This window comes from Shewanella colwelliana ATCC 39565, assembly GCF_000518705.1.
GTDB lineage: Bacteria > Pseudomonadota > Gammaproteobacteria > Enterobacterales > Shewanellaceae > Shewanella > Shewanella colwelliana.
Window position 1 is genome coordinate 85,344 of sequence record NZ_JAEC01000006.1, and the last position, 21,158, is coordinate 106,501.

General features: G+C 47.5%; 21 protein-coding genes. 15 read left to right on the plus strand and 6 right to left on the minus strand.

Going from position 1 to position 21,158, the window contains the following annotated elements; all coding sequences use genetic code 11:
- Nucleotides 1-75: 75 nt before the first annotated feature.
- The gene (locus L876_RS0103690; RefSeq protein ID WP_028762561.1) at nucleotides 76-1,119 is read right to left on the minus strand and encodes a formimidoylglutamase; all 1,044 of its coding nucleotides are present in this window, start codon (nucleotides 1,117-1,119) and stop codon (nucleotides 76-78) included.
- A 507-nt stretch (nucleotides 1,120-1,626) separates the two neighbouring features.
- On the opposite strand from L876_RS0103690, the gene L876_RS0103695 reads away from it, so the two are divergent.
- Both L876_RS0103695 and L876_RS22670 read left to right on the plus strand, forming a co-directional pair.
- Nucleotides 1,627-1,872, plus strand: coding sequence for a PspC domain-containing protein (locus L876_RS0103695; RefSeq protein WP_028762562.1), 246 nt, complete (start codon nucleotides 1,627-1,629; stop codon nucleotides 1,870-1,872).
- Between the two features lie 321 nt (nucleotides 1,873-2,193).
- Complete coding sequence (locus L876_RS22670; protein WP_156029369.1) at nucleotides 2,194-2,331, plus strand: hypothetical protein; 138 nt, start codon at nucleotides 2,194-2,196, stop codon at nucleotides 2,329-2,331.
- A 108-nt stretch (nucleotides 2,332-2,439) separates the two neighbouring features.
- Here the strand turns inward: L876_RS22670 and rraA are convergent, their stop codons facing one another.
- Entirely contained in the window at nucleotides 2,440-2,925 is a 486-nt protein-coding gene (gene rraA, locus L876_RS0103705) for a ribonuclease E activity regulator RraA (RefSeq protein ID WP_028762564.1), read from the minus strand.
- A 336-nt stretch (nucleotides 2,926-3,261) separates the two neighbouring features.
- On the opposite strand from rraA, the gene L876_RS0103710 reads away from it, so the two are divergent.
- The 5 genes from L876_RS0103710 (at nucleotide 3,262) to L876_RS23240 (ending at nucleotide 8,564) form a co-directional block, all read left to right on the plus strand.
- The gene (locus L876_RS0103710) at nucleotides 3,262-3,516 is read left to right on the plus strand and encodes a YgjV family protein (protein ID WP_028762565.1); all 255 of its coding nucleotides are present in this window, start codon (nucleotides 3,262-3,264) and stop codon (nucleotides 3,514-3,516) included.
- 91 nt (nucleotides 3,517-3,607) lie between these two features.
- Entirely contained in the window at nucleotides 3,608-4,135 is a 528-nt protein-coding gene (locus L876_RS0103715; RefSeq protein WP_028762566.1) for a phosphatase PAP2 family protein, read from the plus strand.
- Nucleotides 4,136-4,156: 21 nt separating this feature from the next.
- Nucleotides 4,157-5,209 carry an MJ1255/VC2487 family glycosyltransferase gene (locus tag L876_RS0103720; RefSeq protein ID WP_028762567.1) on the plus strand — a complete coding sequence of 351 codons (1,053 nt, stop codon included), beginning with the start codon at nucleotides 4,157-4,159 and terminating at the stop codon, nucleotides 5,207-5,209.
- 159 nt (nucleotides 5,210-5,368) lie between these two features.
- The gene (locus L876_RS23235; protein ID WP_345939960.1) at nucleotides 5,369-6,709 is read left to right on the plus strand and encodes a transporter substrate-binding domain-containing protein; all 1,341 of its coding nucleotides are present in this window, start codon (nucleotides 5,369-5,371) and stop codon (nucleotides 6,707-6,709) included.
- Nucleotides 6,690-8,564 carry an HD domain-containing phosphohydrolase gene (locus L876_RS23240; RefSeq protein ID WP_345939961.1) on the plus strand — a complete coding sequence of 625 codons (1,875 nt, stop codon included), beginning with the start codon at nucleotides 6,690-6,692 and terminating at the stop codon, nucleotides 8,562-8,564. Before L876_RS23235 ends, L876_RS23240 begins: the two co-directional genes overlap by 20 nt.
- Before the next feature lie 44 nt (nucleotides 8,565-8,608).
- On the opposite strand, the gene accC is transcribed toward L876_RS23240, so the two are convergent.
- The 4 genes from accC to arfB form a co-directional block, all read right to left on the minus strand.
- On the minus strand, nucleotides 8,609-9,955 hold the full coding sequence (gene accC / locus L876_RS0103730) for an acetyl-CoA carboxylase biotin carboxylase subunit (RefSeq protein WP_028762568.1): 1,347 nt from the start codon (nucleotides 9,953-9,955) through the stop codon (nucleotides 8,609-8,611).
- A gap of 7 nt (nucleotides 9,956-9,962) precedes the next feature.
- Nucleotides 9,963-10,397 carry an acetyl-CoA carboxylase biotin carboxyl carrier protein gene (gene accB / locus L876_RS0103735; protein WP_028762569.1) on the minus strand — a complete coding sequence of 145 codons (435 nt, stop codon included), beginning with the start codon at nucleotides 10,395-10,397 and terminating at the stop codon, nucleotides 9,963-9,965.
- 13 nt (nucleotides 10,398-10,410) lie between these two features.
- The gene (gene aroQ / locus L876_RS0103740) at nucleotides 10,411-10,863 is read right to left on the minus strand and encodes a type II 3-dehydroquinate dehydratase (RefSeq protein WP_028762570.1); all 453 of its coding nucleotides are present in this window, start codon (nucleotides 10,861-10,863) and stop codon (nucleotides 10,411-10,413) included.
- Nucleotides 10,864-11,027: 164 nt separating this feature from the next.
- On the minus strand, nucleotides 11,028-11,444 hold the full coding sequence (gene arfB / locus L876_RS0103745) for an alternative ribosome rescue aminoacyl-tRNA hydrolase ArfB (protein ID WP_028762571.1): 417 nt from the start codon (nucleotides 11,442-11,444) through the stop codon (nucleotides 11,028-11,030).
- Nucleotides 11,445-11,547: 103 nt separating this feature from the next.
- On the opposite strand from arfB, the gene L876_RS0103750 reads away from it, so the two are divergent.
- The 8 genes from L876_RS0103750 to L876_RS0103785 all read left to right on the plus strand — a co-directional run bounded on the left by L876_RS0103750 (nucleotide 11,548) and on the right by L876_RS0103785 (nucleotide 21,144).
- On the plus strand, nucleotides 11,548-11,925 hold the full coding sequence (locus L876_RS0103750) for a SpoIIAA family protein (protein ID WP_028762572.1): 378 nt from the start codon (nucleotides 11,548-11,550) through the stop codon (nucleotides 11,923-11,925).
- Between the two features lie 56 nt (nucleotides 11,926-11,981).
- Nucleotides 11,982-12,173: a DUF3012 domain-containing protein gene (locus tag L876_RS0103755; RefSeq protein ID WP_028762573.1), complete on the plus strand. Its 192-nt coding sequence runs from the start codon at nucleotides 11,982-11,984 to the stop codon at nucleotides 12,171-12,173.
- Nucleotides 12,174-12,306: 133 nt separating this feature from the next.
- Nucleotides 12,307-12,738, plus strand: a complete 432-nt coding sequence (locus tag L876_RS0103760) for a hypothetical protein (RefSeq protein WP_028762574.1) — start codon at nucleotides 12,307-12,309, stop codon at nucleotides 12,736-12,738.
- Nucleotides 12,739-12,918: 180 nt separating this feature from the next.
- Nucleotides 12,919-14,286 (plus strand): TolC family protein, encoded by a 1,368-nt coding sequence (locus tag L876_RS0103765; protein WP_028762575.1) that lies wholly within the window; start codon nucleotides 12,919-12,921, stop codon nucleotides 14,284-14,286.
- A gap of 8 nt (nucleotides 14,287-14,294) precedes the next feature.
- Nucleotides 14,295-15,557 (plus strand): efflux RND transporter periplasmic adaptor subunit, encoded by a 1,263-nt coding sequence (locus tag L876_RS0103770; RefSeq protein WP_028762576.1) that lies wholly within the window; start codon nucleotides 14,295-14,297, stop codon nucleotides 15,555-15,557.
- 12 nt (nucleotides 15,558-15,569) lie between these two features.
- Nucleotides 15,570-18,800 (plus strand): efflux RND transporter permease subunit, encoded by a 3,231-nt coding sequence (locus tag L876_RS0103775; protein WP_028762577.1) that lies wholly within the window; start codon nucleotides 15,570-15,572, stop codon nucleotides 18,798-18,800.
- A 342-nt stretch (nucleotides 18,801-19,142) separates the two neighbouring features.
- A complete protein-coding gene (gene mepA, locus L876_RS21015) occupies nucleotides 19,143-20,021 on the plus strand; it encodes a penicillin-insensitive murein endopeptidase (protein WP_051412904.1) in 879 nt (292 codons plus the stop codon).
- Between the two features lie 208 nt (nucleotides 20,022-20,229).
- Nucleotides 20,230-21,144, plus strand: a complete 915-nt coding sequence (locus L876_RS0103785) for an aspartyl protease family protein (RefSeq protein ID WP_051412906.1) — start codon at nucleotides 20,230-20,232, stop codon at nucleotides 21,142-21,144.
- Nucleotides 21,145-21,158: the final 14 nt, after the last annotated feature.

The following is a 21,158-nucleotide window of genomic DNA, read 5'->3' on the forward strand; positions in this document are numbered from 1 at the left end:
TAGCGCAGAGTTTCGAGAAAATTGACGCAGCATTACATCACAATATTAGCAATAAGCCAAATTCCCTGAGCCCAATTAGCCCAAGGGATGCTGAGTAATACGTCCTTGGATATAGGAATAGATCAATTCACTGATACTTTGCCCTGTTTCACGTCGTCCAGCCTCGACGCCAGCAGTATGGCAGCTCGGTGCGCCCTCAGCTAAATGCAAGTAGCAGGCGTGGGTTTGACGAGCGACTTGATTGACATAATAGAGGGCATCAATCAATGGGACTCCGGCGCTTGTCGAGGCGCTGCTAGGCATATTGATGATAGCGTCGAGATCCAGTTCAATGGCCACGGGGAGCCCGCTGGCATTAAGGTCGACGACAATATCGCTAACTGCTTGTTTTAGTTCCAGCTCTTGGCGTACCCAAATTGATTGAAACGTATGCCACTTTCCGCCAAAGGCCATTAATTGATCTAAGGTCTGTTGGCTGTTTTTCAGCTCGTGCATGCCGAGTACGTGGTAATAACCCAGCGCTCCACTTGCTGCTGCATAGCTAAAACCGTTACCACTGTGGCGACCTTCTCGCGGTCTAAAGTCTGAATGGGGATCAAGGTTCACCGCGGCAATCGGGCGCTTCAATGTCGTTTTAGCCGCCATCAACAGACCATAGGCATTATTGTGGCCGCCACCGATAACAATAGGTTCCAGTCCCGCGCTAATGATGTCACTGGCGATGGCGATAACCCGTTCGTCAAGTTGCTCTACATTGGCTCGTAATTGGGTCGCAGATGCTGTACCAGGTAGTTGTAGATCGTCAGTAATCACTTGCCCAAGAACGAGGCAGCAGTTGCCGTCGAGAAACTGGTTAGATTGAAAATTACAAAATTGCGCCATCGCTGCGTCAAAGGCATCGATTGCGCCACCTCGGCCAAGGTTAGCGCGGGGGCCGATATCTTCGCCTATGCCGATAATGGCAAATTTTACCCCTTTATCTTTGGCTTGGCTAAGCGCTTGCGTTAGTGGTGTTTGGCCATCGTAGCAATGTAAGGTTTGGCCAATTTTGGTCTCACCTTCTCGTTTGGCGACAAAGGCACTACAGATCTCGGCAGTAAAAGGGATAAGTGTTTGCATGGCGTCGGTTCTTTTAGTTGTTAGTGATGCAAGGTAGCTGCCGACAATAGTAATTGATCAATTTAAATAAAGTGTGTTTTTTTTGTGGGCTGCACTAATTTCAGGTCTGATTTGGGGACGAGGTGGAAGCTCTTGGCTGAATGGGTATTGGTTTGGCATATTTGAAGGCGTACCTTAATGGCAATCTATCACCTGCGATGAGTGAATGTGCAAGACTCTTCTGGGGAGGGGAGTCACCAATGATAGTTTTTATTGGTTCCACTGAGCAGTATGATCATTTTATTTGGGTTATTACGGGAGTTACTGTTTTTAGTGGGCTATAATTCCGATCATTTAATGTTCATGGGGGGCGCTCCAACATTTCTACTATTTACGCACGGTTTTAAAAATGGTTTATATTAAGAGAATTTGGCGTTAATGGTGGCATTTTTACTTTTGACGCTGTGCGCAAGCATAGCCAACTAGAATGTTCCCCTGAACAGGGGCTAGTAGCCAAACGGAGGTGGCATGGAAAGTTTAGACAATGTGAAAGTTCTCACTCGCGGAGAATCAGCGGTTCTAGCTGGAGTTTGTTCAGGTATTGCTGAGTATTATCATTTGCGAAAAAACGGTATTAGGTTGGCATTTTTGTTAACCAGCTTGTTTTTTGCGATTCCAGTATTTGTCTATGTTGTTTTGTGGTTGGTTTTACCTGAATATCCGACGACAGAAGCGATGGCTCGCCACTTACGGCGCAAGAAGTTGCAAAGATAATATGGCCGCCAACAAGATACTTTGGCGCCGCCCTAAAAATATCATCTCTTGCCATTTAGGGACTCATCAATATTAATCTCTCTATTACCTATGGTTTCATTATCTCGCTACCGACCTAGAAACCTTTTAGATAGACAGGTTTTGTCCAAGTTTTTAGCTTTTGATTGTCCTACGGATAACAAATGTAGCTAAATCGAAGCTATAGAATAGCTCAGTGTAGATATGGCAGCGGACATTGATGGCATGGTTGAGAATGTTCCCGACATTTTTCGACATTCCCTACTTGCGTGTGGGTCAGATGTTTTCGTTAAGCGGCCAAGGATGACGTATCGTGCCCAAAGCATCGACACATTCCCCGCCAGACAGACGGCTGATAACTGTGAAGATACCAGCATGAATCGACTGCATCTGATGCCGATAGCCACAACGATAGCGATTATTACTGCGACTCAAGAGTAGGCGAGGCAATCGAAATGCCACAAAAAAAGACGACCTGAGTCGTCCTTTTGCTGTCATGCTCGGGCTAAATGCCCAAGTTTAAATCACTTAGCCCATTTCGGGTTCGAATTAATCGATATCCAGTGGCTCTGGCGACAAGATAATACCAGTATTGTCAGCGTAAACATGATCGGCTGGGAGGAAGGTGACTCCACCGAAGTTAACTGGGATCTCTAATTCACCAACACCATGTCCGTCGGCACCTACAGGAATTGATGCCATGGCTTGAATGCCGATATCGAGGTCTTCAAGTGAATCAACATCGCGCACTGAACCGTACACGATAATGCCTTCCCACTTGTTATCAACACCCAACTGAGCAATTGATGCGTCAATTAATGCACGACGTAATGAGCCGCCACCGTCAACAAGTAGGACTTTACCTTCACCATCTTGTTGCAGCGCTTCGATGATTAGACCGTTGTCTTCAAAGCATTTGATAGTGCTAATTGAACCACCAAATGAGCTACAACCACCGTAATTACTGAACATAGGTTCAACAACATCGACGACATCAATGTAAGTGTCACAAAGTTCTGAGGTGTTGTATTCCATAAGTCATACTCCTGTAGAAAGGCATTTTGCTAGGATAAATCAGCAAATTATTGATAGCAGCCAGTATATAAGGGATTCTTAAAAAGAAAAGCGTTATCAATCACGCAATTGCTGATAAAAGAGGCTATTACCTCGTTTGTTGTAATATTTCTCTCATTGCTGCTCTATTGGGCATAAAACATGATTCAGGTCATTAAATAACGTATTTTAATTACATGTCGATGGCAAATTTGTTAGCATATAGGCAGTCATTGATTAACTTAACTTTAACTTGCTTTAGGGGCACGGATCCCCCAGTTAGCTTATGGACGGCAGAGGGCCTCAAGAAGGTGCCTTATGGAAGCTTCAAACACGATTGAACTTATTGGATATTCTGCATCAATCATGGTTGCAATATCGTTAATGATGAAAGACATTGTTTGGCTAAGATGTCTGAATTTTACAGGTTGTACACTGTTTGTGATTTACGGGGTTTATATCTCGGCTTGGCCTGTTGCTGGCATGAATGCGTTCGTTGCTTGCATCAATATTTACCACTTGGTGAAAATATTCCGCGCTAAAGTGAAGGCGAATACACCAGCAGAGGCTTAATCTCTGTCATAAATATTTAGGCTAGGTGTCACTGAGGCGTCATAGCTATTTTTTAGGCTCCTGATCAATCACTGTTGATCCGGAGCCTTTTATGTTTGAGTCAATCGCTAAACTTGATCGCCAAATTTTTACTCTGATCAATGATTTTGGGTGCAAGTATCGACTCAGAGTTGCCGCTAGACTTGTTTCCAAGTCCGGCGATGGTCCCATATATCTCTACCTAAGTGTTTGCTTACTGTTAGTTCACCCCTCTGGTCAGTTACTGTTTAATAGTGCGTTGGCTGCTTTTATTGTTGAGTTGCCGCTTTACCTCATTTTAAAAAATATCATTCGCCGTACCCGCCCCTGTTACCAAGCTGTGCTGAATGCAGGTAGTAAGCCTGTTCACTTTGAACCCTCTGACAAATTTAGTTTGCCTTCGGGGCACACTGCTGCCGCATTTGTCATGGCCAGTGCGCTGGCATCGGTTTATCCCGCAATAGCAGCGATGGTTTTTTTATGGGCTGGGCTAATTGGATTCTCCCGGATCATCCTAGGAGTACATTATCCGTTGGATATCGCTGCGGGGGCAATTTTAGGGGTCATGAGTTTCAAGCTTTGTATGCCATTTGTGGCGTAATAACGCATCTAAGGAGAGGCAATGCGGATTCTTTACGGTGTTCAAGGGACGGGGAATGGTCATTTGAGCCGCGCACGGGTGATGGCAAAAGCGCTAGCAAAGCAAAGTATCAAGGTGGACTTTTTCTTCTCAGGACGAGAAGCTCACCACTATTTTGATATGCAGTGTTTTGGTAACTATCGTGCAGAAACGGGGTTAACGTTTGCCACCCACAATGGCGGCGTGAGCATGACGAAGACGGCTTGGCAGAACTCCCTTAGCGCGCTGGTTAAGGATGTGCGTAATATTGACCTGAGTGGCTATGATCTAGTGTTGAATGACTTTGAACCTGTATCCGCCTGGGCGGCGAAGCAGCAAGGCGTACCTTCGGTGGGGATCAGTCATCAAGCAGCGCTGCGTTATGATGTGCCTAAGGTGGGCGACAATTGGTTTAATCAGATGCTGCTCAACTATTTTGCCCCCGTTGACAATGCCCTTGGATGCCACTGGCATCATTTTGGTTTTCCTATATTACCCCCCTTTGTCGAGGTTTCGGGTGAGGTGAGTTATGCGTCCCATGAGATCTTAGTTTACCTACCGTTTGAATCTCCTGAGGCGATTGTCGAGTTATTGCGCCCTTTTGACGGCTATCTATTTCAGGTGTTTCATGGCTCAGTACCATCTTCCAATGATCTAGCCCATGTGCGTTGGTCAGGCTTTAGTCGAGACGGATTCAAGCAAGTGTTAGGTCGTTGTGGTGGGGTGATTGCTAGTGCCGGGTTTGAGTTGGCAAGTGAGGCGCTGACTTTAGGTAAGAAACTGCTGGTTAAACCGTTGCGTGGTCAGTTTGAGCAGTTATCAAATGTTGTCGCATTGGAGCTTCTAGGCGCAGCCGATTGCATGATGACCTTAGACTCGCACATTGTTCGGCGCTGGTTAAAAGCGCCTAGGCCTTTACCGATTGCCTATCCGCAGGTGGGGGATGCACTCGTGACTTGGTTGCAGCAGGGGGAGTGGCAGTCAGGCGAGGCTTTGTGCCAAGCGTTATGGCAGCAGGTTGAGCTACCAGAGACTTGGCGTAAAAAAAGCCCTTAGCGCCTGTTGCTGCATCTTAGTTATTGAGATTAAATGTGCTATCAACTGCTATTTTAGTTATTGATTTTGCTATTTTTATAATTCTGTTTTAAATTGACTTGTAACCGACTTGTTATACTATTTAGTGGCGATCACATTACAGTCATAAAGGAATAGCTGATGGGTGCAGGGAAAAAAGGAAAATACAAACGGTTAACGATACGTTTTACCGTTGTGAGCATTTTTATTTTAGCGACCCTGCTTACGGCCTGTATTGCGATTGGTCTGCAGTTTTATTTTAGCCAGCGTTTAGCCACCGATGCAGCACTTAAACTGTACGATCACAGTGCCCGCAGTACTGGGTCATATCTCTCCCATGTTGACAGTCAAGCGATTAATACGACAAGGCTTTTGGCGCATTACAATGGCCTCTACAATGATGATGGTCTGACGCGTGAGTCGCTCAGTATGTTCGCAGAGGTGATGCAGTCGACGCCATTTATCTATGCTATCTACATAGGGTTGGACAATGGCGATCTGTTTGAGTTGGTTAATCTTAATGCGCACCCCATTGTCCGAAAGCAGCTTGGTGCTTCTCATTTAGATCGCTGGGTGATTATTGAAATCCAAGAGGATGGCGGCAAGAGAGTTCGCCATAAACACTATTACGACAGCCAGTTTAGAAAACGGGTGACGCATAGTGAACCCACTGAGTACGATGCCAGTCTTCGCCCTTGGTATGCCACAGCCGTTGTTGATCAGGTAAATAAAACAGAGCCTTACCTATTTCAAAACTTGCAATCACCTGGGGTGACTTATGCCACTCGGATGGTTCACGGTAATGCGGTTTTGGCCGTTGATATCGCTTTGTCGAGTTTATCCGATTATTTGCACGGCTTGGGAACCAACCTCGCGGGCGATACCACCAGAGAGGTTTTTGTTTTCGAAGCCAGCGGTGATCTCATTGCATCGAATAGCAAGCAAACCCATGATGTCGTTATTCCTCCGTCCAAACCACTTCAGCTTACGCCTGCGCAACAAGCACTTATTGATAATACTTTGCCACTCATCGCATCAAATGAGACCGACTGGCCGCCGATTGATTTTGCTATAGCGGGTAGCCCACAAGGTTATAGTATTGATTTACTAAATATTATTGCAGAAATGACAGGCTTAACCATCAATTACAATAATGGATTTACGTGGGCTGAATTTATCAACAAATTTAAGATGGGTGAAATCGATATTCTGCATTCGTTAATGAATAGTGAGGACAATGCCAGTTTAGGTGCGTTTAGTCAGCCCTATTTGAGCTTGCCTTTCTCTGTAGTGACACTGAGCGGCAATGCTCCGATCACCGCTATTACGCAACTTGAAAATAGGCGGGTTGCCATTCCTATGGGGTGGTCGATAGTGGCGATTATCGAGCAGTATTTTCCCGCTATTCAGGTGATAGAGTACCAATCATCCTTAGAGATTTTACAGGCGGTAGCGCGGGGAGGTGTTTGCTGCAATCGATAACAGTATTGTATTGCATTATACCGCCCAGCAGTATTTTCTCGACAATCTACAGTTTCATGAAACTATCGATTATTCCCCTGTTAGAGTGGATGCAGGCTTAAGTATCGTAATGCAGCCAAAGCATGCCGAGCTGGTTGAGATCGTCAATTTGGCGCTGAATAATATTAGCGCTGAGCAGATAAAGGCGCTACGTGACAAATGGTTTTCTGAGGGGCAGAAAGCGGCACCTAAGGTTGTTGAGGGCACAGTTCCCTATAAAGAGCTTATCGAAATTGCTGCTAACCCAAGCTTACAACGTATGTTAAGCGTACAGATGATTAATGGCGTTGAAAAATTTGTCTATGTGACGCCCCTTGGCCATGCAGCGAGTGAAGTGGAGTACTTTGCTATTGTGGTCCCAACGAATGTGTTGCTGGCCTCAAGTCATGACAAAGTGAAAAAATCGATCATGGTTACTGCCATTTGTTTGCTATTGGTATTGCCGCTATCTTGGCTGTTTTCATCACCTATCGTCAAGCCTATTAACTTGTTAGCGCTTGAAAATAAAAAGATAAAAAATCGGCAATATGATGATGTGGTAAAGATTGAATCCTTTATTAAGGAGATTGATGATCTTGCCTACTCTTTGGTCGACATGTCCGATTCCATCAAAGTGCATGAACATAATCAAAAGGCACTGATGGAAGCCTTTATTAAGCTGATTGCGCAAGCGATTGATGATAAATCCCCCTATACTGCAGGCCACTGTAATCGTGTGCCAGAACTTGGATTGATGTTAGCTCAGTCGGCCTCAGAGTCCGGATTACCTGCATTTAAAGCGTTTGGCTTTAAGAATGAAGATGAGCATCGCGAGTTTAGAATTGCAGCTTGGCTACATGATTGCGGCAAAATCACCACACCGGAGCATATTGTCGATAAAGGCAGTAAATTGGAGGTTATCTATAATCGGATTCATGAGGTAAGAATGCGTTTTGAAGTGCTCTGGCGTGATGCACAGATTAGCTATTATACCCAATGTATCGCCAGCCCTGATAAGCAAGAGACCTTAAAGACTGAGCTGGATGCAACCTTTATTCAGCTGACGGAGGATTTTGAGTTTATTGCCAACGCCAACGTGGGCGGTGAGTTCATGGACCAAGACCATGTGGATCGGCTTCACCAACTGGCTAAAACGCCTTGGGTGAGACATTTTAATGACAAGTTAGGTCTCTCGCCAATCGAAGAGCTTAATTATCCTGAGGAAGAGCAAACGCTTCCGGTGACCGAGACGCTATTGAGTAATAAACCTCAGCACATCATCAAACGTGATTTTCCTGTGCATTTTGATGAGAAGTTTGGTATCAAGATGGAGATCCCTGAGCATCTTTACAACCAAGGTGAATTACATAACCTTGCTATCGCTCGCGGCACCTTAACTGCCGAAGATAGATTTAAAATTAATGAGCATATCACCAGCACCATCAAGATGTTAGAGAACTTACCTTTTCCTCCTGAGCTTGCCCGAGTGCCGCGTTATGCTTCAACGCACCATGAAACGCTTAAAGGCACTGGCTATCCGCGTAAATTGACTGCAGAGCAGCTCTCAATCCCTGAGCGGATCTTGGTGCTGGCGGATATTTTTGAGGCGTTAACTGCAGCGGATAGACCCTATAAAAAGGCCAAACCGATCAGTGTTGCCATTGATATTTTGCATAAGATGGCGCTGGATCAACACGTAGACATAGAGGTGTTTAGGTTGTTTTTAAGCAGCGGAGTTTATCTTGAATACGCGAACAGATTCTTAGATCCAAGCCAAATAGATGCGATCGATATCCATAAGTATTTCGACGAAGCGTTGGATAAGCAGCAGAGTTGATGAAGAGGGTATGTTGTCATAGAGCTAGGGGCTTGCTGAGATGTCTATGTTAACCAGTGCTCTAAATAGTGGATAGATTGCTCACCCTGGAGAAAACCGTCATCGTGCAGTAGCTGCTGCAGCAAAGGAATATTGGTTTTTATGCCCGTTATTTGCAGTTCAGCTAAGGCGGCTTGCATACGGGCGATGGCCATTTCTCTATCTTCTCCCCAAGTGATCAGCTTGCCTATCATGGCATCGTAATAGGGGGGAACAGCATATCCTTGATAAAGATGAGAATCCCAACGAACCCCGAGTCCGCCAGGTGCTCGAAACTCGCTGATTGTGCCCGGACTGGGTACAAAGCTGTTTGGGTCTTCGGCATTGATGCGGCACTCAATCGCATGGCCATGAGTTGAGACTTGAGCGGTCGCCAAGGGGTTGCCCGCGGCAATCATTATCTGATACGCCACAATATCTAGCCCAGTAACCATTTCTGTGATGGTGTGTTCGACCTGAATGCGGGTGTTCATTTCCATAAAGAAAAACTGCCCATCCTGATAGAGAAACTCAAATGTTCCCGCGCCTTCATAGCCAATGGCTTTGCATGCTGCTTGGCATTGCTGGCTAAGATGATGACGCTGCTCAGCCTTGATATCAGGGGCAGGGGTTTCCTCAATCACTTTTTGTTGGCTACGCTGCATCGAGCAGTCTCGTTCGCCAAGGCAGAGGGTGTTGCCTTGGCTATCACTCATCACTTGTACCTCGATATGGCGAGGATTTTCGAGGTATTTTTCTAAATAAACACCACCATTGCCAAATGCGGCGTTGGCTTCACTTTTGGTGAGTGCTATCGCGGCTATCAGTTGTTCGCTTTGGTGGACTATCCGCATCCCTTTGCCGCCACCGCCTGCGGTGGCTTTTATTATCACAGGGTAACCAATCTGCTGTGCTTGGACCAAATTACTTTGATCATCATCATTTAATAGCCCTTGAGAACCTGGGACGGTTGGCACGCCAGCTAACTTCATGGCGTTGATTGCGCTCACCTTGTCACCCATTAAGCGGATAACATCGCTGCTGGGGCCGACAAATACAAAGCCGCTGGCAACGACTTGTTCGGCAAAGTCGGCGTTTTCAGATAAAAAACCATAGCCGGGATGAATGGCATCGGCATGGGTCAGAACGCCAGCTGCTAAAATCGCTTGGACATTAAGGTAGCTCTCACTGGCCTGCGCTGGGCCAATACAGATGCTTTCGTCGGCCATCGACACATGGAGTGAGTCTCTGTCGACGCTGGAGTGTACACTAACCGTTGCAATGCCAAGTTGGCGACACGCACGAATGACCCTAATAGCAATCTCGCCGCGGTTGGCAATAAGCACTTTGCTAATGGGTCGATTGCTTGTCATAACTGTGCTACTCAATGACCATCAGTGGTTGGTCAAACTCAACGGCGTCACCGCTGTGACATAAGATGGCTTTGATGGTGCCTGAGTGTTTGGCTTGAATTTGATTCATCATCTTCATCGCCTCAATGATGCACACAGTGTCACCGATTTCTACTCGTTGGCCGACTTTGACCAAAGGAGTCGATTCTGGTGATGGTGCCAGGTAAAAGGTGCCGACCATAGGTGAAATGAGCAGATCATCTTCGTCATAATCGGCCTGTTGAGTGGCCACCGCCGTCTCTGTTTGATTGGTCACAGGGGGAACAACAGAAGTTTTGTTACTGGTGTCGATATTGAGATTGCGGCAAATGCGAATCGACTCTTCCCCATCCTTAATCTCTAGCTCCGAGATATCAGAAGCCTGTACCAGTTCAATCAGCTTTTTAACTTTACGAATATCCATAATATGACAGGCCCTATGCTGATTTCATCGCGTTAATGCGTGAGATTGCCGAGGTTAGTGCATATTGATAACCCTGCTCCCCTAAGCCACAAATCACGCCAACCGCTTTGTCTGAGAAATAGGAGTGGTGTCTAAAGGCTTCTCGGGCATGCACATTGGATAAGTGGACTTCAATAAAAGGGATCGCAACCCCAAGCAGGGCATCTCTCAGTGCCACACTGGTATGGGTGAAGGCGGCCGGATTGATAATAATAAAATCGGCATCGGTTTCGTGAATGGCGTTAATCAGCTCATGTTCGGCATTAGATTGAATGTGTTCCAGCGCGACGTTTTCCGATTGAGCCGTTTGGGTTAAATTCGCCACAATTTGGGTCAAGGTATGGTGTCCATAATGGCCCGGCTCGCGGCGGCCTAATAGATTAAGGTTGGGGCCATTGACTAATAATATTTTTGCCTGATTGCTCATTCAACATACCTTTTCATTGTGAGGTGCCAATCGATAGCGCACCCTAAAATTTGATAGATAGCTGCAAGTTAGCATAAATTAGCGTCATTTTGTCGGCACAACTGAAATTTTAAAGTCATTAATGAGCAATTTGATGTGTGTTGTTAGTGGTGAGAGACGTATGGCTAGTAGCTAGATTTATCTTGCCTAAGGGCTTTGGTGGCGCCACGCTGTTTCTTGGCGTCAATACGACGTCTTTGGCTGCCTTTCGTTGGTTTGGTGGCTACCCGTTTTTTAGCAGTATGGCCGACACTGGCGACTAATAGGATAAATTGTTCTAGCGCAGTTTGGCGGTTAGCGTCTTGACTGCGACTCGCTTGGCATTTGATGATGATTTTACCGCTTTTGGTAATGCGGTGATCGGCTTTGGCAATTAAGCGCTCTTTATAGATATCGGGCAATGAAGATGCGTTAATGTCGAAGATCAGTTGTGCGGCAGTAGAGACCTTGTTGAGATGCTGGCCGCCGGCGCCACTGGAACGGATAAATTGCCATTCCAGTTCGTTGTCTTGTAAGGTTATGCGATTACTGATTTTTATCATCTTGCCTCTTTAATAGCGTTTATTTGATATAGACCTGTATCTTTGCGCAGATAAAATGATGCAAAATGTCTAGCTAACAATTGTATTGCTGCGGAGTCTGGTTATGTTATGCCAAATCGCTGATATCACCAATGGGGTGATCAGTTTATTTGCCAGTGGTCGTCTATCGACAAAAGATTACTGTCAGCAGATCGCGCCCATCATTGAAGAGTATCAAAATCAATCGGGTAAAACCTGTATCTATATTGAGGCCGATGTGCTGCTGGAGGGCTGGGAGAGCCAGTCGCTCTCTGGGGTCGGAGAGATTCAGTTACCCAGCTTCGACGCCTTGGTGCTGGTTGGCGGACCTGATTGGTTTGGTAATGCTGTCCGCCTGATGGGCCCCTTTATGCAAGGGGAGGTCGCATGGTATGCTTTGGAGGATAAGCCTCAGGCCATAGAGTGGATCACCGCAAAGCTGAGTTGTCCATTAACTCGATAGTTCTCGTTACCTACAGCAACTAGTGGGTAACTTATCCATACATTTAAGGGAAAAATATGTCATCGGTTACCTCATCAGTAGTAAAATTTAGTGCTATTACATTGGCGCTAACATTGGTTACCTCGCTATCTGGTTGTGCGCCAGAAGTCGGCAGTGAAAAATGGTGTAAGCAGATGGAAGATAAGCCAAAAGGTGATTGGAGTGCTAACGAAGCGGCTGATTACACTAAGCACTGCGTATTCAAATAACCCCGCTAGTCGCGATTATTTGTGACCCTGACAATACTTTGCACATATTTCAATGAGTAAGTGTTGCCAGGGTTGAACTAATCACTACACTGCCAGTCTGATTGCTAGCATCTTCTTTTTATTAAAGGTTACTTTGAGTCTACTCCTTCGTCAGTTTATCCAAAAGATCGCATTGATGATGATCGCCGTTGTGGCACTGCAGTTTGCAGGGGCCAACCTTGGCGCGCATCAGTTGCACTTGGGTAGTCATGAAAAGGAGAGTGAGAGTCATCCCCACCTGCAATTTACCGCTGAGGTGGTCAGTTTTGCTCAATGTGTTGATTGCCAGTGTGAATTTGACAAACCAGATGCTGAGCATGAAAAGCAGCACGCTCATCAAGTCAGCAAAACCGAAACCAAGACCTTCGACCTGTGTCTAGATTGTCAATGCCATGGTGGCCATGTGACCTTGGTGTCACTGGTAACCCTAATGCCTTCAATCCCTGTAGGTGATGAGCCCTCTAATCTAGGCCGTCATTACTACCCACCAGAGCAACAACCAAGTTATCGCCCCCCGATCGCTTAATCTAGTTTAAAAATATCATACCCATAGTAAACACTTTGAACCGACGCCAACGGGTGTCTGTTGCTGTGGGTCATTACTATTTTTATCAGCGCTACGCTACGACAACACAAGGCTATCTAACCAGATTAGATGTGATGTGTTAGTCGGGTGTGGAGCTGATGCTAGAGATTAGGAAAAGCGATGAAAAGATCTATTATCGCCACACTGATGCTGGGCTATTTTTGTAGCGCTAGCGTTTATGCTCAATCGATTTCAATACCAAGCACCATAGATAACGCAATGGCCTATTCGTCGTTAGCGCAGCAAAGCGCTAACAGCGAAGCGTTTGCGCTATGGTTACAGCCATTGATGCGCCAATTTAACCAGCTTCCAGAAGTTAAAGCCCTGCAAGCTAAGGCAGGCCAGGCTCAGTTGCTGATCCAAGCCGCAGATAAAGCGATTTATAACCCCGAATTGGGGATCAACTACCAAAATGCCACGGAAGACACCTACAGCTTGGATATAAGTCAAACCATAGATTGGGGTGATAAGCGCGGCGTGGCAATGCGAAAGGCACAGCTCGAGGCTGAGGTGTTACTGTCGCAGACGACCTTGATGCGAAGTCAGATGTTGGCCGATGTTGTGATGGCATTGGTCGAGCAAGCGCAGCAAAATAAAATACTAGAGTTTCAACAACAACAGCTCGATGTGGCCAAACAACAATTTGAGATAGCTAAACAGCAGTTGGCATCGGGGGCGATTTCGCAAGCGGAGCTGCAACTCATTCAACTTGATCTTGCCAGTCGCGCCGCCGAATATGCATTAGTCGAGCAAGCTGCCATCAACGCCGATGCTAAAGTATTGATGTTATTTGGCACCACTACGCTGCCGTTTAATGATTTTATTGAAGTGCTAAATGTCGAGGTGGCGGCCGAGGTTTCGCCCGAGTTGCCAGCTTTAAAGAGCGCTTATCAGCAGGTGATGATGGCCAAATTGGCTGCAAAGCAGGTAAAAGCAGATACCTCAGCCAACCCCACCATTAGCCTGAGTGCGGAGCGTGAAGGCGAAGAGAATAAGTTGGGTGTTGGTTTATCTATCCCTATTCAGATCCGCAACAATTATAGTGAAACGTTGGCAATGGCCAGTAATGACATCGCCATTGCTGAGCAGCGCTACCTTGCTAGCGAACGCGTTATCACTGAGCAACAAAAACTGTTTTACCTAAGCCTACCCAGACTACAGCAACGTTACCAAGAGTGGCGTGAGTTGGTGCTAACTTCAGGTGCTGGCGTGGCTGATGCGTTGGGCCAGCAATGGCAAGCTGGCGATATCAGCACTAGTAACTATTTGCAAAGCAAGCGTCAACTGGCAAGCAGTTACCTAGCTGGCATGTCATTAGAGTCAGCGTTATATCAAAGCTGGCTCGATTGGATGGGGCAAAGTGGTCAGCTAGAAAACTACTTTCTGCAGCAATTAGCGCAACAGGCTAATGACCAAAGTGTCCGTGCCAATGTGACCAGTACCAATGGCAATAGTATCAATGCAGCTAGCATCAATCAGATTAGGTGAATAACACAATGAAAAATCAAACATCGAACCGTATATTTTTTACGCTCAATCCATTGGTGCGAGCCATGGGTTTTGGCTTACTGATTTCGATAACGGCAGCCATTGGCGTATCGGGAGTGACCTTAGCAGCAGAAGGCCATGAGCATGGATCTACTGAGGCAGCGCAGCCCCACGCCACAGGTGAAGTGGGTCATGAGCATGCCAATGAGACTGAGGAGCATCTTGAGGCACCAGATGCTCATGGTCATGAAGAGACGCAAGCCGAGCACAGTGATGGGTTAACCTTGAGCGCAGCCCAGCGTGATCTCGCTGGTATTGAGGTGGTTAAGTTGGCAGAGCAGAGCTTTAGTCTCGAGGCCGTGGCAACGGCGACGCTGGTGGTCGACAGAGATAGAACAGTCACCTTGGCTCCGCAGTTAGAGGTACGTGTCCTTAAGCGTCATGTGGTGCCGGGACAAGAGGTCGCTCAAGGGCAAGCCATATTGACTTTAGGCGGCGCGGCTGTCGCACAAGCGCAGGCAGATTACATCAATGCCGCTGCCGAGTGGAGTCGAGTGAAACGTATGAGTACCAGTGCAGTCAGTGCCAGTCGCCGTTTGCAGGCGCAAGTGGATGCAGAGTTAAAACGCGCCACACTAGAGGCGATGAAAATGACTCCAGCGCAGATTAACGCGCTTGCATCGACGCCTGAAACCATAGGTAGCTATCAACTGTTAGCGCCTATCGCGGGTCGAGTTCAGCAAGATGTTGCCATGCTAGGTCAGGTTTTTGCCGGCGGTACCGCCTTGATGCAACTCACCGATGAGTCACACCTTTGGGTTGAGGCGCAGGTGACACCGACTCAGGCCGAGAAGGTCAATGTGGGCAGCAAAGCCCTAGTGAGAGTGGGGCAGCACAGTATTGAAGCCAAAATCATTGGCCGCTCCCATGAGCTCAATAGCGTAACCCGCACCGAGCAGATCTTAGTGGCGTTTGAAAACCCAGGGCATGTATTGCATGCAGGGCAATTTGCTGAGATTTACCTCTCAGACAATGCCAAGGGCGGGGCAGTGTTACCCGATGCCGCGCTGACCCGTGGCGGCGATGGTGATTGGCAGGTATTTGTCGAAGATGCCGAAGGTTTCGAAGCGGTAGAGGTTGAAGTGGTTGAACGCCAGCGAGGTATGAATTTGGTCAGGGGCTTAGCGCCAAATGCCAAGGTAGTGATCTCTGGGGCGTTTTTCTTAGCCTCTGAGCAAGCTAAAGCGGGTTTCGACATTCACAATCACTAAGAGGTTGCTCCTATGCTACAGAAATTAATAGATGCTGCGATCCGCAACCGTCTCTTGGTGGTCTTGGCGCTACTGTGTGCCGTTGTCGCCAGCGTGGTTATGCTGCCAAAGCTTAATCTAGACGCCTTTCCTGATGTAACCAATGTGCAAGTAACGGTCAATACTGCCGCTGAAGGCTTAGCCGCCGAAGAGGTGGAGAAACTGATTAGTTATCCCGTCGAGTCGGCCATGTATGCACTGCCTGCTGTGACTGAAGTGCGCTCGCTGTCGCGTACTGGTTTGTCGATAGTCACTGTGGTGTTTGCCGAAGGCACCGATATCTACTTTGCGCGTCAGCAGGTGTTTGAACAGTTGCAAGCGGCCAGAGAGATGATCCCTGATGGCGTCGGGGTGCCAGAAATTGGCCCCAATACGTCAGGATTAGGACAGATCTATCAGTACATTTTACGTGCAACCCCAGAGTCAGGTGTCGATGCATCAGAGCTAAGAAGTCTAAATGATTACTTGGTCAAACTGATCATGATGCCCGTTGGCGGCGTGACTGATGTGCTCTCTTTTGGCGGTGAAGTGCGTCAGTACCAAGTGCAGATAGAGCCTAACAAGCTGCGCAGTTACGGACTGTCTATGGCGCAGGTGACAGATGCGTTAGAGAGTAATAACCGCAACGCGGGTGGTTGGTTTATGGACCAAGGCCAAGAGCAGTTGGTGGTGCGGGGTTATGGTTTATTGCCTGCAGGCGATGCCGGCCTTAAAGCGATTGGGCTAATTCCGCTAACCGAAGTGGCAGGTACACCCGTGCGCGTGAGCGATATTGCCAAAGTAAATTATGGCAGTGAAGTCCGCGTAGGTGCTGTGACCATGACGCGTCGAGGTGAAGCGGGTAGGGTCGACAATTTGGGTGAAGTCGTTGCAGGGGTGGTGCTTAAACGTATGGGGGCCAACACGAAAGCCACCATTGATGATATTGCCCAGAGAACCACGCTGATTGAGCAAGCACTGCCAGAGGGAGTGTCGTTTGAGGTGTTTTACGATCAAGCCGACTTGGTCAATCAAGCGGTGAAAACGGTGCGAGATGCACTGCTAATGGCCTTTGTGTTTATTGTGGTGATCCTCGCGCTGTTTCTGGTCAATATCCGCGCCACCATGCTGGTGTTGCTATCAATTCCCGTGTCGATAGGTCTTGCCTTGATGGTGATGGCCTATTTCGGCATGTCGGCTAACTTAATGTCATTGGGCGGTTTGGCCGTGGCCATTGGGATGCTGGTCGATGGCTCGGTGGTGATGGTGGAGAATATCTTTAAGCATCTTACCCAGCCAGATAGACGTCATCTTGTTGAGGCTCAGGCTCGTTCTGCTGGCGAGCGCGATCCGCACCATGCTGACTTAGACGGCCTTGGCCAAGGTGGACGTGGTGGCATTGCGATGCGGGTGATGCTGGCGGCTAAAGAGGTATGCAGTCCTATCTTTTTTGCCACCGCCATTATCATTGTGGTCTTTGCGCCGCTGTTTGCCCTAGAAGGGGTTGAGGGCAAGCTGTTTCAGCCGATGGCCGTTAGTATCATCTTAGCGATGCTCTCAGCTTTGCTGGTGGCATTAATTGCCGTGCCTGCATTGGCCGTGTATGCATTTAAACGTGGTGTAACGCTTAGGCAAAGTGCCTTACTCAAACCTATCGAGTCGGGTTATCGCAAGCTGCTCGCCATCACTATGGCGCATCCAAAGGTTGTGGTGATAACGGCGCTGCTGATGTTTGCCATGAGCATGGTGTTATTGCCACGGCTGGGCACTGAGTTTGTGCCTGAGCTAGAGGAGGGCACCATTAATCTGCGCGTCACATTGGCACCCACTGCCAGCTTGGGTACCTCACTTGCTATTGCCCCTAAGTTGGAGCAGATGCTGCTCGAATTCCCTGAGGTGGAATATGCCTTGAGCCGCATAGGGGCACCAGAGCTAGGTGGCGACCCGGAACCTGTGAGCAACATTGAGATCTATATTGGCCTAAAACCCATTGAAGAGTGGCAATCGGCTAGCAATCGTTTTGAGCTGCAACGTCTGATGGAGCAAAAATTAAGTGTGTTCCCCGGACTATTGCTGACCTTCTCACAGCCCATTGCTACGCGGGTGGATGAGCTGCTCTCTGGGGTGAAGGCCCAACTTGCTATTAAGATATTTGGCCCCGATCTGGAGGTGTTATCTGAAAAGGGGCAAGTGCTGACCGACCTTGTTAGTCAAGTCCCTGGTGCCGTTGATGTGTCGCTGGAACAGGTGTCGGGTGAAGCGCAATTAGTCGTGCGGCCTAAGCGGGAACTGTTGGCGCGTTATGGTATCAGTGTCGATGAGGTGATGAGTCTCGTGAGTCAGGGCGTTGGTGGTGTCAGCGCCGGACAAGTGATCGATGGCAACGCCAGATACGATATCAATGTGCGTTTAGCACCTGAATATCGCAGTGCACCCGATGCGTTAGGGGATTTGCTGCTTAATGGCGTTAACGGTGCGACGGTACGTTTGGCAGAAGTGGCCGATGTGGTGATTGAGATGGCCCCGCCGAATATTCGTCGTGACGATGTACAGCGTCGTGTCGTGGTACAGGCCAACGTCGCAGGCCGGGATATGGGCTCAGTTGTTAATGATATCTATGCCATCGTACCGCAAGCAGAGCTTCCACCCGGTTATACAGTGGTGGTGGGGGGCCAGTATGAGAACCAGCAGCGTGCGCAGCAAAAGCTGATGCTTGTTGTGCCCATTTCAATAGCGCTGATCGCCTTGCTGCTCTACTTCTCATTTGGCTCCATTAAGCAAGTGGGGCTTATCATGGCCAATGTGCCATTGGCGCTAATCGGCGGTATTGTTGCGCTCTATCTCAGCGGCACATACCTGTCGGTGCCCAGCTCGATAGGCTTTATCACCCTGTTTGGTGTGGCAGTGCTCAATGGTGTGGTATTGGTGGATTCTATCAATCAGCGCCGCGCCGCGGGTGAGCCACTTTATACCTGTGTGTATGAAGGCACCGTTGGGCGTCTGCGACCAGTATTGATGACGGCGCTGACTTCCGCTTTAGGCCTGATCCCTATTCTGCTATCTAGTGGTGTGGGCAGTGAGATTCAAAAGCCGCTCGCTGTGGTGATCATCGGTGGCCTATTTAGCTCAACAGCATTGACACTACTAGTACTGCCGACTCTGTATCGTTGGCTGTATCAAAGCAGCACGCTAAAGGGCGATAAGGAGCTAGAAGCCTTGGATTAAGCCAAGTGGCGGTTAAGTTAACCGATCCGTTTAATGTGGACTGTTTTATGTCGGCCATGGATGGTCAGAGGATGCCAGACTTTCAGTTTGTTCTGGCTAGGCTATCTATGTTAATCAATAGCTACACCTCTTTGGTTACGCTCCATAGACACAATATTGGCTTGATCTATTTCACCTAAACGCTAACCTGTCGGGTGAGACGGCTAGGCTAGAGTCTATGATTTAGTACGCGCGGCAAGACGCCGCGCTTTTTTGCAAGAACAAGAGTCAGCCCCTAGTTAATTTTACTTCATTGTTATCCTTGCTAAACTCAATTTACACCCTGCTTCTGGCTAGATGTTTATGCCCTCATTATTACCCCTATTTAATGCCCGTTGGTTTCATTCCCTATTGCTTGGCTCGTTGTTTGCCATGGCTAACCTGAGTGCGGCTGAGATAAAGTGGAGTCAGTTTGATAGCCCCTCTGGGGGGCAGGTGGCAGCAATAGGTTCATACGCCAATGGTTGTTTATCTGGCGCGCAAGCTTTGCCATTAAAAGGTGAGGGTTTTCAGGTTATCCGTACTACTCGTAATCGCTTTTATGGACACCCACAATTGGTGAGTTTTATTGAGTCCTTGGCAAAACAGACGCACTTGATGGGTATGAATGACCTATTGATTGGTGATATCTCGATGGCGCGTGGGGGTAACTTTGAGTTCGGTCATTCGAGCCATCAAATTGGTCTGGATGCTGATATCTGGTTTCGCCAAGCTGAGCAACAGCTTAGTGAGCAAGCAAGAGAAAACCCACAAGCGTTAGATCTGGTCGATAAGCAAAGCTTTAGCGTCAACCAGCACTGGAAAACTCAACATGCCGAGATGATCCGTTTAGCGGCGCTTTCACCTGAAGTGGCACGTATCTTTGTTAACCCGGCGATTAAACAGCAGTTGTGTACTATGACCTGGCCTGACCCCAGTTGGCTCAATAAAGTTCGTCCTTGGTGGGGGCATTCATTACATATGCACGTGCGCTTAACGTGTCCTACCGATGATCCCTTATGTCAAAATCAACAGGCCCCGCCTTTAGGGACTGGTTGCGATGAGCTGGGCTGGTGGGCGCTGCAGATGACGGCGGCCAACAATGCTAAGCAGAGATCTGCCCAGGTAAAACCAAGGCCTAAACCTAAAGTGATGAAGGCGAAGCCCGAGCAGTGTATGCGCTTATTGAGTCAAACCGAGTGATGGCTTTTATGGCTTATTGTATTGACAGCTAGTGGGTTACTGAATAGATTAACTGCTCTATAAGTCAGCATAACTTAGGTAAGCCATACTGCTTACCCAAGTGCTGTTACTGTTAAAGAAATCAGAAAAATAGCCCTAATGTGGAACATGAGCTGAACAATGCTCATGCTTCAAATCTCAGGGAAATATACTAAATTAAGGATGATTGATGTACGCCACTATATGTCGACGACTGCTTTGTTTTGTCTGCTTTATCGCCTCTTTTAATACGTTTGCTGTCACCAACTGGGTTGATTTTGAAGTCATTAATGGCCATATCAATCTGCCCGTGACCATTAATGGTATCGAGGGACGCGCTATTTTAGATAGTGGCGCACAGATGAACGCGATTAACTTAAGCTTTATCAACCGTCATGGGTTTGAGTTTGATAAGGGCGGCAAGGTCAATGTAACTGGGGTTTACGGTACAGAGACGCGCCAGCTTTTTAATAATGTATCGGCCAACCTTTTTGGTGCCGAGATTGAATTAGATCAGCTAGCTGGACTGCGTATTGGTCATCACGAGGTACAGTTGCTACTCGGCGCTGGCCTGTTGGAAAAATTTATCTTTCAGATCGATTACCCAAATAGCCGTATGAGACTATTTGAAAAAGGCAGCGTAGATTTAGCTAAGCTTGAAAATATTCCGATGCAGATGGATAGAGGCTCTGGACAACCTATTGTACAAGTTGGGTTGAATGGCGAGAAAAATGCTTGGTTAGTGTTGGACACTGGCAACAGTGGCGGGCTGTTTTTAAAGCGTCTTTTAGCGACAGATAAAAACTGGCTTGAGCTTTATGGGTCAAAGTCGGGAGTAAGCGCCGGCGTGAATAATAATGCGACGGTGGAGAACTTTCGTTTACCTGAGGTGAAATTTGGTCCTTTTACCCTTGAAAATGTTCAAGTGACAGTTCCTGGAGAGGGACAGAACGAATCGATCTCAGGGCAGAATCGCAACGGACTCTCACGTATTAAAGGGAAAAATATTAAAGGGCTTGTGGGCTATGACGTACTGAAGCATTTTGTGCTAACCATAGACTATAAGGCGGGTCATATGCATATTGGATTGCCTGAAGAGTCATAGCTTAAATTTGCTGA

Excerpts from the sequence above, each read along its gene's own strand:
- L876_RS0103720 (WP_028762567.1), top strand. The coding sequence starts at position 4,157 with ATGCGGATTCTTTACGGTGTTCAAGGGACGGGGAATGGTCATTTGAGC.
- L876_RS0103755 (WP_028762573.1), top strand. The coding sequence starts at position 11,982 with ATGTCATCGGTTACCTCATCAGTAGTAAAATTTAGTGCTATTACATTG.
- L876_RS0103715 (WP_028762566.1), top strand. The coding sequence starts at position 3,608 with ATGTTTGAGTCAATCGCTAAACTTGATCGCCAAATTTTTACTCTGATC.
- rraA (WP_028762564.1), bottom strand. The coding sequence starts at position 2,925 with ATGGAATACAACACCTCAGAACTTTGTGACACTTACATTGATGTCGTC.
- L876_RS0103690 (WP_028762561.1), bottom strand. The coding sequence starts at position 1,119 with ATGCAAACACTTATCCCTTTTACTGCCGAGATCTGTAGTGCCTTTGTC.
- L876_RS0103785 (WP_051412906.1), top strand. The coding sequence starts at position 20,230 with ATGTACGCCACTATATGTCGACGACTGCTTTGTTTTGTCTGCTTTATC.
- L876_RS0103775 (WP_028762577.1), top strand. The coding sequence starts at position 15,570 with ATGCTACAGAAATTAATAGATGCTGCGATCCGCAACCGTCTCTTGGTG.
- aroQ (WP_028762570.1), bottom strand. The coding sequence starts at position 10,863 with ATGAGCAATCAGGCAAAAATATTATTAGTCAATGGCCCCAACCTTAAT.
- L876_RS0103770 (WP_028762576.1), top strand. The coding sequence starts at position 14,295 with ATGAAAAATCAAACATCGAACCGTATATTTTTTACGCTCAATCCATTG.
- L876_RS23235 (WP_345939960.1), top strand. The coding sequence starts at position 5,369 with ATGGGTGCAGGGAAAAAAGGAAAATACAAACGGTTAACGATACGTTTT.
- L876_RS22670 (WP_156029369.1), top strand. The coding sequence starts at position 2,194 with ATGACGTATCGTGCCCAAAGCATCGACACATTCCCCGCCAGACAGACG.
- L876_RS0103750 (WP_028762572.1), top strand. The coding sequence starts at position 11,548 with ATGTTATGCCAAATCGCTGATATCACCAATGGGGTGATCAGTTTATTT.
- L876_RS0103710 (WP_028762565.1), top strand. The coding sequence starts at position 3,262 with ATGGAAGCTTCAAACACGATTGAACTTATTGGATATTCTGCATCAATC.
- L876_RS0103765 (WP_028762575.1), top strand. The coding sequence starts at position 12,919 with ATGAAAAGATCTATTATCGCCACACTGATGCTGGGCTATTTTTGTAGC.
- accB (WP_028762569.1), bottom strand. The coding sequence starts at position 10,397 with ATGGATATTCGTAAAGTTAAAAAGCTGATTGAACTGGTACAGGCTTCT.
- L876_RS0103695 (WP_028762562.1), top strand. The coding sequence starts at position 1,627 with ATGGAAAGTTTAGACAATGTGAAAGTTCTCACTCGCGGAGAATCAGCG.
- arfB (WP_028762571.1), bottom strand. The coding sequence starts at position 11,444 with ATGATAAAAATCAGTAATCGCATAACCTTACAAGACAACGAACTGGAA.
- accC (WP_028762568.1), bottom strand. The coding sequence starts at position 9,955 with ATGACAAGCAATCGACCCATTAGCAAAGTGCTTATTGCCAACCGCGGC.
- mepA (WP_051412904.1), top strand. The coding sequence starts at position 19,143 with ATGCCCTCATTATTACCCCTATTTAATGCCCGTTGGTTTCATTCCCTA.